This window comes from Magnetococcales bacterium, assembly GCA_015232395.1.
Taxonomy (GTDB): Bacteria; Pseudomonadota; Magnetococcia; order Magnetococcales; family JADFZT01; genus JADFZT01.
Window position 1 is genome coordinate 1 of the sequence record JADFZT010000113.1, and the last position, 10779, is coordinate 10779.

General features: G+C 56.2%; 6 protein-coding genes. 2 read left to right on the top strand and 4 right to left on the bottom strand.

The features are described 5' to 3' along the window. Nucleotides 1-77: 77 nt before the first annotated feature. Entirely contained in the window at nucleotides 78-3500 is a 3423-nt protein-coding gene (locus HQL52_18825) for a HEAT repeat domain-containing protein (GenBank protein MBF0371499.1), read from the bottom strand. Nucleotides 3501-3867: 367 nt separating this feature from the next. Between HQL52_18825 and HQL52_18830 the strand changes: the two genes are divergently transcribed. Together HQL52_18830 and HQL52_18835 are read left to right on the top strand one after the other, a co-directional pair. Then, a complete protein-coding gene (locus HQL52_18830) occupies nucleotides 3868-7431 on the top strand; it encodes a response regulator (GenBank protein MBF0371500.1) in 3564 nt (1187 codons plus the stop codon). Continuing rightward, nucleotides 7394-9454 carry a response regulator gene (locus tag HQL52_18835; GenBank protein MBF0371501.1) on the top strand — a complete coding sequence of 687 codons (2061 nt, stop codon included), beginning with the start codon at nucleotides 7394-7396 and terminating at the stop codon, nucleotides 9452-9454. Before HQL52_18830 ends, HQL52_18835 begins: the two co-directional genes overlap by 38 nt. Nucleotides 9455-9486: 32 nt before the next feature. Here the strand turns inward: HQL52_18835 and HQL52_18840 are convergent, their stop codons facing one another. The 3 genes from HQL52_18840 to HQL52_18850 all read right to left on the bottom strand — a co-directional run. Further along, nucleotides 9487-9765, bottom strand: a complete 279-nt coding sequence (locus HQL52_18840) for a type II toxin-antitoxin system RelE/ParE family toxin (protein MBF0371502.1) — start codon at nucleotides 9763-9765, stop codon at nucleotides 9487-9489. Continuing rightward, a complete protein-coding gene (locus HQL52_18845; GenBank protein MBF0371503.1) occupies nucleotides 9749-10030 on the bottom strand; it encodes a type II toxin-antitoxin system Phd/YefM family antitoxin in 282 nt (93 codons plus the stop codon). The genes HQL52_18840 and HQL52_18845 overlap by 17 nt, the downstream gene beginning before the upstream one ends. Nucleotides 10031-10185: 155 nt before the next feature. Continuing rightward, nucleotides 10186-10779 (bottom strand): WD40 repeat domain-containing protein (locus HQL52_18850; protein MBF0371504.1); only part of this gene is annotated, 594 nt, incomplete at its 5' end.

Consider the following 10779-nt stretch of genomic DNA (forward strand, 5'->3'; position numbering starts at 1 on the left):
GGGCGGAGCCCTCAAGGTCTTGGCCTTGTCTTTGGCTCTTGGAGGATTCTGTCCGATTTTGGTTTGGATTGACTATATTAAGCCACGTTACGGGCAAACTCCGCTTCATTCTGGTTTTGGCTGATCTCTTCTCCCTGATATTTAAGCAGGTTTTTAATCACCCCGATGGAGACCTCCGGCCGTTCGCGCAAGAGTTCCCAAAAGTCAGCTTTGCGAATCATCAGCGCTACTACCTTGTCCACGGCCTGGCAGGTGGCGGCCCGGGGGCTGCCGGAGAGGATGGCCAGTTCACCGATGATACCCTTGCGGGTGATTCGATCCGGTTGGCGCTTTTCATCTACCAAAATATCCACCTCCCCCTCCACCACGATATAGAGGCTCTCTCCCGGCTCCCCTTGTTCGATAAATCTTTCTCCCGGTTGGAAGCGCACCTCCCGGGTGATGGGCAAAATGGTGGCGATCTCCTCTCCGGGGACCGCTTCAAAAAAGGAGACCCCTTTCAGGAAGAGGACGGTTTCAAGGGGTGAGAGGGACATTTCAAATCTCCTCGCAGGGCTGGAAAAGATGCCGCACAGGGTATCGGGTATCAGGGTTTGTTCGTCATCGAAGCCGGGAGGTTCGGCCAGGAAGGCCTCTGGATCGATACCGGCTTCCTTGTCGGTCAGGAGAATGAGTTCCAAAGCAAACCTGGCGGTTTTGCGCACCAGGGGGTGTTGATCCTGTTTGGCTTGCATCATGTTGGGGAGTAATTTGCGCAGTCGGTCTTGGCCCAGGGAGATCAGATCGGCGATGCATTTGACGGTGACACTGCGTACCCAGGGATCCTCGGCAGCGGTCAACTCTCCCAGGCGGGCCACCAGGGGCTGGGAGGTGAGGGCCAATTTTTTTTGGGCGATGGCCAAAAGCGCCAGATCCGAGGAGACGATATAGGGGATCAAAAGCTCCTTGACCGGGCGGCTGGCTACATTATCGATCAGCTCCAGGGTGTTGGCGCGACGGCGGTCGTCCCCTCCCCGAAGGGCTTCACTGACATCCTGGATGGGGAGGTCTGGATGGCGCAGGGCGAGCAAAGCCAGCAACCGGTCGTGATCCTGAATGGAGCGCATGGCGACAGCCTCAACCAGCAGGGGATCCCGGATCCCCTCCAGACGGATATCCATTTGCAGCAGGCGGCGGTTGTAGGCAATGGTCAACTCATCCACCAGCCGTTTTTCCAGATGGCTGGCCTCCAGAGGCAGGCGGTAGCCGCTGCGGTGGAGATTGAAGAGCGCCTGATAGATGTTGGAACGGATCAGATTGTGGGGTTCATCCAGGCGGGAGACCAATATCTCCAAAGCCCGGGGGGAGGCGTTCAACTCCAACACCCGGGGTAGCTCCGCCCGTATGGCCAGGGGGAGCTTGCTGTCTGCCAACATGTGCGCCACCCGACCGATATCCCGGCACACCGAACCCACCACCGCCTGGGTGGCGAGGCTGCGGGTGACCGGTTGAAAGAGGAGGGGCAGGAGGGGTTCGATAAAGAGGGGAGAGGCGATTTTGGCAGCAGCCCGGATCGCTTCCAGGCGTACTTTGGGGTCGGGATCGGCCAGGAGTTCAGTGAGGGCATCGGCAATGGATTCCACCCCCAGCTCTCCCAGGATCCAAGCGCCGATCCGGCGCTCCTGGGCAGCCTCGTTTTCCAGCATGCCTTTGAGTTCATTGCCCGCTTTGAGCAATCCCCCAAGCCCCCCATATTGAATCATGCAGAGCACGGCTGTTCCCCGGATGCGGGGTGGGGCCTCTTTGAGAAAGGGTTCCAGCTCGTGAAGTCCCCCTTCCAGGCGGATTCGGGCCAGAGCGGTGATGGCGGCTCCACGCTCTGTCTCGTGGGGGGCTGAGAGATGTTCCCGGATGAGTTCCAGATGTGCCTCAGCCTGGCGTTCACCCAGATAGCGCAGGGCCTCCACGCGAATATCGATATTGGCATGTCGGGTGAGGGGGGCTACTTCGTGGCTCCAATCGGTCTGCTCCACCTCTCTCACCAGGGTGAGGGCGTGGAGCACCCGCATGTGGTTTTTTTCCTGGAGGGCCTGGCGCAACACCCGGGCGCTGGTATCGTCGTTGAGATCCACCACCTCATCCATCAGCGCCATGCGCCGCATGACGATGCTGTCGGAGAGGGTTTGCACATACATCCGGGAGGCGCGAAAAAGGAGCGTAAACCAGTAGAGGACAAAACCCAGGAGTGGCACGGACCAGAGCACCAGAGAGAGATCCTGCCACTGGCTGGCGAGAAAAAAGACGATCCCCAACCCGAGGATGACCGGGGGTTTGATAAAACCATCCAACACTGCTTTTACCTTGGAGCGCACCCGCTGGGGGATGGGTAGAAAAAGCATGTTGAAGGCGGAATCGTTGATGGTGTACTGAAAAACATGGATGGCCACCCGGGAGACAGTCACCGCCCAGAGCGCTCCCCCAGTCGCCAAAATCGCCATCCCGCCCAGGCCGATGAACAAGGGGAGCAAAGAGAGTGCGGCCATCACGCCAAAACGCTCCATGAACCGCCCGGCCAGAAAAAACTGCATGAACGCCGCCAGGATCCCGGAGCCCAGGCTGAGCTGCGCCAGAAAGATGACCATCCCCTGGCTGTCATCCAGATAATGTTCCTTCAGGGCCAGGTCCATCTGATATTCGGTGATATAGCTGGTGATGGCGATCACCACCACCAGAATGCCCATCACCATGACCAGAGGCTCCTGGCGGATTTCCGCCAGATCTTGGGATAGATCCTGGACCAGACCGTTTTTTTTCTCCTGGGTGGGGTTGGGCGGGGGATGGGCGATTTCCGGGGGATCCCAGTAGCGGCGGGAGAGGTGTCCTACCGAGAGTGCCGTTATCAGAAGGCTGCCAACGATAAAAAAGATCAGATCCTTGGTGGCCAGCTCCCGGGCCATGGTACCAATCACCCCCCCATAGAGAATGGAGGAGATGGCGCTGCCTCCGGCGATGATGCCAAAAAGACGTTTGGCCTCCCGGGTGTTGAACAGCTCTCCGGCAAAAGTCCAAAACTGGATGATGCCGATGGCTCCGATGGTGTCGAAAAAGACCGTCATGAGCAGCAAAAACCACATCTGATTCTGAAGGTCGGTTTCCAATAAAAAACGAAATCCCAGGGCGGCCAGTTGAATGACCAGAAAGGAGCCCAGAATGACCCGGGGCAGGGGAAAACGTCGGGTGAGACGGCTGTGGAGGGCCACTGCCACGACGATGGCGATGGAGGGAAGAATAAACTTGAAGGGGATCGCTTCCTTGGGCAGGGCGCTCAAATAAAAGGAGCGGGTGATCATCTGGCCGGTGATCATCACCCCACCGATCAAGGCGATGGAGTAGGCCAACATAAACCCGACCCGCTCCCCTTCACCGGGATTGATTCGGAAAAGAACCCGGAGCAGATCCGACCACAGACGCCGTTTTTGGGTCTCGTGTCGGGATTGGCCCAGGGGAGTTGGGTTGGACATGGTTTTTCCACGGGGTGGAAAGTGATGGGGAGGCCATCGGATCGTTGGTTCGGCGCCCCCCGTGCCTGGTGTGATCATTTGCCAGGGATTTTGTCTTAATTTTTGTCAGCCTGATGGAAATATAGCGGAAATCCTTTGGCTGAGCCATGCCGATGGCAGCGATACCCGTACACTTGGATCAGGGTTTTCAGTCCGCGATATTTCAGTATAAAAAATCCCTGAAAATGGTCAGAGGTCGTTGGCGTGTGGGGGGGTGGATTGGATTACACCTGTGCTATAGTTGATCGGTTTTGTTTATACCGATTGTCTGGCAGGGAATCGGTCGCTGGGAAAAGTCAAAAAAACCCTTAACCAAAGAGCCGTTGAAATGGTCTATTTGGAAAATATCGTCTCAGGTACCCCAGACCAGCCCATTGAAATCGCCCAGGGTATCTGGTGGGTGGGTTATTATCAGCCGGACGATCCCTTTCAATGCCATGTTTATCTGATCGAAAACGGGGATCAATCGGTGCTGATCGATCCCGGCTCCCGGCTCACCTTTGGCCACACTCTACAAAAAATCGAAAAGATCATCCCCTTTTCGAAGATTCGATATTTTATCTGCCACCATCAGGATCCGGACATCACCGGGGCCATGGCCATGATCGATCGGATGATCAATCGGCCTGATGCGGTATTGGTCACCCATTGGCGAGGGGGGGTGCTGCTGAAACATTTGGCCCTCAATATGCCTTTCTGGCATGTGGAGGAGAACGATTGGCAGCTTGATCTGGGGGGGCGGATTTTATCGTTTATCTTTACCCCTTATGCCCACTTTCCCGGAGCATTTTGTACTTTCGATGAAAATACCGGGGTGCTTTTTTCCAGTGATATTTTTGGGGGATTTACCGAGGGATTTTCCCTGTTGGCTCAGGATGAATCCCACTTTGAGGCGTTGAAGCCCTTTCACGAGCACTATATCCCCTCCCGGGAGATTTTGGCCCACACCCTCAATAAACTGACCCAAAAACCCCTCTCCCTGATCGCCCCACAACACGGCTCCATCATTCCCCAACATCTGATCAGCCCCATCGTTCGCCAGCTGCGCAAGCTCGATTGTGGTCTCTATCTCATTGCCGGGGAAGAGACCGATATTATGAGCCTCTCCAAGCTCAACCAGATATTGCGGGATATCAACCAGACCATGGTGGTGCACCGTGATTTTCGGGATATCGCGGTTATCTTGTTGCAGATCAGCCAACGCCTGCTACCCGCAAAGGCGTTGGAATTTTATGTCCCCCAGGAGGATAAGGCCCTGCACCTGACTCTGGAAAATGGCTTTAATGGCGATGTGATTCCCTTACCCCCTCTTCTGGATGCCATTTTCAAGGGGGATCGCACCAGCTGGGTCAAAACCAACCCTTTCAACTATCGCATTGAGTGCTGGAACCTTTCCGGATCGGGGTTGGGGCCCGAAGCTGCGGAAACGGTGTTGGTCATTCCCCTTTTCGCACCGGGAAGTGGCCAGATCAACGGCGTGACGGTCATCCCCCTCACTGAGATGGTTGAGGTGGGGGAGATGGGGCGGGAGATGATCGACCAGTTGGCTTTTGTGTTACAGGTGGCGGTGGAGCGCCGACGCATGGAGGCGGAATTGATTCAGGCCAAGGAGGCTGCTGAGGCGGCTGCTCTGGCCAAGGGGGCTTTTCTGGCCAACATGAGCCACGAAATTCGCACCCCCATGAACGCCATTATCGGCCTCACCCATCTCTGCCTGCAGACCCCTCTTTCTTCCAGGCAGTCCGATTATTTAAACAAGGTCCATAGCTCCGCCAACGCCCTTTTGCGAATACTCAACGATATTCTCGATCATTCCAAAATCGATGCGGGCAAGCTGGAGATGGAATCCATCGATTTTACCCTGGAAAAAGTGTTGAGCGATCTGGCCACGGTGGTGGCCATCAAAGCAGAGGAAAAGGGGCTGGAACTCCTGATCGATACCGCAGTGGACATTCCCGTTCATCTGATCGGGGATCCCCTGCGTCTGGGGCAGGTGCTCACCAACCTCACCAACAATTCGGTCAAGTTTACCGAGCGGGGAGAGGTGGGGATTGTCACCGAAATGTTGGAAAAGGAGGCCGATCGCGTCCGGTTGCAATTTAGCGTCCGGGATACCGGCATCGGCATGAGCAAAGAGGCGGCGGCGAAGCTTTTTCAGGCGTTTACCCAGGCAGACGCCTCCACCACCCGAAAGTTTGGTGGCACCGGCTTGGGGTTGACCATTTCCAAGCAGCTGGTGGAGTTGATGGGTGGGCAGATTCGGGTGGAGAGTGAACCGGGGGTGGGTAGCCAGTTCATATTCGATGGCTGGTTTGGTCTCGCCACCAAAAAAACCACCAAGCCCCTCGTTGTGACGGCTGATCTTCGGGGGCTCAAGGTGCTGGCGGTGGATGATAATGAAAGCGCCCGCAAGGTGATTACCGAATATTTGACCTCCTTTGGTTTTCAGGTTTCTGGCGCGGTGAATGGCAAAGACGCCCTGGTGCGGGTGCAGGAGGCGGATATGATGGAGGAGCCTTTTGATCTGGTGGTGACGGATTACATGATGCCTGAGATGGATGGCATTGAGACCGCCCGACGCATCAAAAGCGGTGTGGATCTGCAAAAGATTCCTGTCATCATCATGGCTACCGCCTATGGCAACGACAAGGTGGTGCGTGAGGCGACGGAAGTGTCCCAGGTGGATGGATTTTTGGTCAAGCCCATCAACCAAAGCCTGCTGTTTGACACCATCATGGAGGCCTTTGGTCATGCTGATGTCTCTTCCAGTCGGAGCCGGATGGAAGTTCATCTGGCCGGGGAGCGGATGGGGGCGCTTTCCGGAGCCAGGCTGTTGCTGGTGGAGGATAACGAAATCAATCAGCAGGTAGCCCGGGAGCTGCTGGAGAAGGCCAACATAGAAGTTGTTCTGGCTGAAAATGGCCAGGTGGCACTGGATCGGGTTCATCAGGAGCCTTTGGACGGGGTGTTGATGGACATGCAGATGCCGGTGATGGATGGCTTGACCGCCACCCGGCGAATCCGCGCAGAGCAGCGCTTTGATGGTTTGCCCATCATCGCCATGACCGCCAACGCCATGGCTGGGGACCGGGAGCGGTGCCTGGAGGCGGGTATGGAGGATCACATCACCAAACCCATCGATCCCGAAGGGCTGTTCGAAACCCTGGCCAAATGGATCACCCCGGCCAAGCCCATCCCCTTTACCCCGATTGATTCGGCTCCCTCTGGCAGCCGCCCGGCCAGTCCCGCTGGTGATCTTGACATTCCGGGCTTGGATACCCGGCTGGGGTTGAAGCGCATCGGAGGAAATGCCGAGCTTTATCTTTCACTGCTGAAAAAGTTTTGCAAAAATCAGCAAAAAGTCCCGGAGGAGATTGCCCGGGCCCTGGAGGGGGAGGATTGGTCTTTGGCTGAGCGTTTGAGCCACACCCTCAAAGGCGTTTCCGGCACGATCGGCGCTCAATCCCTTCATCTTTTGACCAAGGGGCTGGAAGGACGGATCCGGGAAAAGGACCGAAGCGGGTGCGCTCCCATGCAGGCCCAGGTGGCAGAGGAGTTGGGTCGGTTGATTCAGGGCATTGGGGAGGCTCTGGACAAGAGTCCTTCGGAGGCACCGCCGGATGGGCAGACCCAAGGGGAAGGGGGTGGGGCGGTGGATCTGGTGGCATTGACGCCGCTTTTCCAGAAGGCCAAAGAGCAGTTGGCCATTTATGATGCCGATGTGGATGAGACCCTGTCGGAGATTCGCACCCAGGTCGGCCAGACTGCGATGCTTGCACGGTTGGATGAGGTGACGGGTTTGTTGGAGCAGTATGATTTTGAAGGGTGTCTGGAAGTATTGATACGTTGGATGGATGAACTCGGAGTGGATGTGGAGCAAAACGATGGCTAACCAACCTGCCAAACCCTCGATCCTGGTGGTGGATGATACCCCGGAAAATTTGGATGTGCTCAAGGGGGTCTTGAGAGATCGCTATATGGTGCGCCCGGCGATTAATGGTGCACTGGCGCTTAAGCTTGCCGCCAAGGATCCTCAGCCGGATTTGATTTTGTTGGATATCATGATGCCGGAGATGGATGGCTATGAGGTGTGCCGCCGTTTGAAGGAGAGCCCCCGCACCAAGGATATTCCAATCATTTTCGTCACCGCCAAAGCCAAGGTGGAAGATGAACTCAAGGGGTTGGAGATGGGGGCGGTGGATTATATCCAAAAACCCATCAGCCCCCCGGTGGTGGAAGCCCGGGTTAAAACCCAGCTCTCCTTGCGTCACGCCAACCGGGAGTTGGTACAAAAAAACAGCCGACTCTATGAGATCAACGAAAAACTGACCGCGAGCCTGGAGCAGCTTTCCGCCTCTGAGGAGCGGTTTCGCAGTTTGGTACAGACCATTCCCGATATCGTCTACAAGATCGACGACAACGGCCTGTTTACCTTTCTCAACAAGGCTGTAGAGCGGTTGGGGTTTCACCAGTCGGAGCTGATCGGCCAGCATTTCAGCCAGATTATTCACCAGAGCGATATCCCCAGGTCCAGTCGGGAGGAGGTTATCGCCGAGCATGGGCCGGACACCCCCCAGGGGGAAAAGAAGGTGTTTGATGAGCGGCGAACGGGTTTGAGAATGACCGCCGGATTGCAGATTCGTCTATCGTCGAAGTCAGGCCAGGCCGCTGAGGCTGCTGAAATCAAGACTTTGAGCGAAGAGGTGGTGCATGTGGAGGTCAATAGCTCCGGGCTTTACGAGACGGAGGAGACTCAGGAGGCTGAGCGTAATCGCAGTTATGTGGGCACAGTGGGGGTGATTCGGGATATTACCGAGCGGATTCGCATCCAGGAGCGGTTACGTTTGGCCAAGGAGCAGGCGGAGGAGGCGACCCGGCTGAAGGATAAGTTTGTCTCTCTGGTGGCCCACGATCTGCGCTCCCCTTTAAGCTCGATGGTGGGGCTGCTGGAATATCTATCCGAAGATACTGAAAATCCTCTGGGCAAGGAGCAAAAATCCCTCATCTGCGAGGCGGTCAAGAGCGGCCACAACCTGACCCGGATGATTGAGGAGGTGCTCAACATCAGCCGCCTGAAGACCGGCAAGATTACCCTGGAGAAGGGTTTTTTTGATGGCCACTATATCACCACGGAAATTTTGCAGCGGCTGGAATATTTGAGCCAGCTGAAAGGGGTGACCCTCCTCAACGAGGTTCCCGGTGCCACCCGGCTTCATGGCGACCAGACCCTGTTTGGGGAGGTGATTCAAAATCTGGTCTCCAACGCCATTAAATTTTCCAAAGGGGGACAAACCATCCGGGTGTTCGTTCCCAATGGCGAATCCACCACCATCGCGGTGGAGGATCAGGGGGTGGGGATTCCCGAGGGGGTGGTGACGAAGCTGTTTAATGTATCGGAAAAAGTTTCCACACCAGGCACGGATGGCGAGCAGGGGACGGGTTTTGGCCTGCCCTTTTCGAATGACATCATGGAGGCCCACAACGGCCAGTTGACTGTGCGTTCGGTGGTGGGGAGAGGCTCTGTCTTCAAGGCCTATCTCCCCTTTGTCAGGCCCCGAATTGTGGTGGTGGATGACGATCACGGTGGGCGCACCATGCTGAAACAGGCGTTGCGTCCGTTTCAGACGGAGCTTTTCGAGGCGGTCAACGGTGAGGAGGCTCTGGCGCTGATTCGGGAAAAACGCCCCCACCTGGTGCTGACCGACATTCAGATGCCCCGGATGGATGGTTTCCAGCTCCTGGACGCCATGAAAAAAAGCCCCCTGGAGCGGGAAATTCCGGTGATTGTGATCACGGTAGATAAGGACAGCGAAACCCGGGATCGGGCTTTCCAGCTGGGCGCGGTGGATTTCGCCACCAAACCCCTGGAACTACACGATTTTCTACCCCGGGTGCGGCACTTGCTGGGGGGGTGATCGGGTGATCAGGTGATCAGACAGGGGGGGATTCAAGAGGGTCGGGGCAGGTTTCGATAGACTTTACCGCGGCTGGCGATACGAATTATCTGGACCAGGACGGTTTGGTCATGAATCTGATAGATGACCCGGAAATTACCCACCCGGAGACGATGGAACAGCCGGTAAGCGCCCTGTAGAGCCTTGGTGCCATGGGGGCGTGGGTCATTGGTGAGGGATTGGATCGCTTTTAGCAGGCGGAAGCGTTCTTGATGGGGCAGGGCGGCCAACTCCTTCCGGGCGGGGCGGGAGAGTTCAACCCGGTATTTCATTTTCCAGGCCGAGTTCTTGGATGACCTCTTCCAGGGGGGTCCACTTTTGATCGGGATCGGAGAGGATTTTTTCAGCGGCTTCAATGTCGTGTTGGTCTTCGAGTCGTTCCAGCAACCGTTCCAGCAGCCGAAACTCCGCCATGGGGATGATGGCGGCGATTTCTTTTCCATCCCGGTTCAGGATGATCCGCTCCTGGCTCTCCACAGCTTGGTTGATGGCTTCGGTCATTTGCTCTGGGGCTTTGGCGATGGGCATCTGTTTCATTTCCATGGGCTCCCTTCGGGTTGTTTTTTCAGGATAGCACCTGTGGGAGTTGGTCGCCTACGAAATTATCCTAAATCCGGCAGTTGGGCGTGTGGGGCTGGTGCAGGATATTGGTTCGCAGAGTGAATTGGGAGAAATCGCCGATACCATTTTGGTCACAAGACTTTCTCCCCCGGCAGCCAATCCTCCGCCTGCCACAGGGTGGGGAGGGTGTTTTGTTCCTCCAGATCCCGGAAGGTGAGTATTTTTCGCCCTTCCCCTCCCCAGAGATATTGATCCCCCTCCCCCTGATAGCTCATCCATCCCCCCTCAATTGAGACCAGGATTTCAAGGCACTCACCACTCTTGGCGCACCAGATACGCACCGAGCCATCGCGACTTGCTGTAATGACGCGTTTTCCTTGGTAGTCGAAAGCCGCGGATAAGACTGTAGATTGGTGTCCCTTGAGAGTAGCGGTTATTTCAGCTGACTCAGCGTCCCAGATGCGTGCTGTATGATCGTAACTAGCAGTGACGACGCGTTTGCCTTTTGAGTCGAAAGCCGCAGATGAGACCCAAGATTGGTGTCCCTTGAGAGTAGCGATTGTTTTAGCTGACTCTGCGTCCCAGATGCGTGCTGTTTGATCGTGACTTGCTGTGACGACGCGTTTTCCTTTTGAGTCGAAAGCTGCGGATGAGACCCCAGATTGGTGTCCCTTGAGAGTAGCGATTATTTTAGCTGACTCTGCGTCCCAGATGCGTGCTGTTTG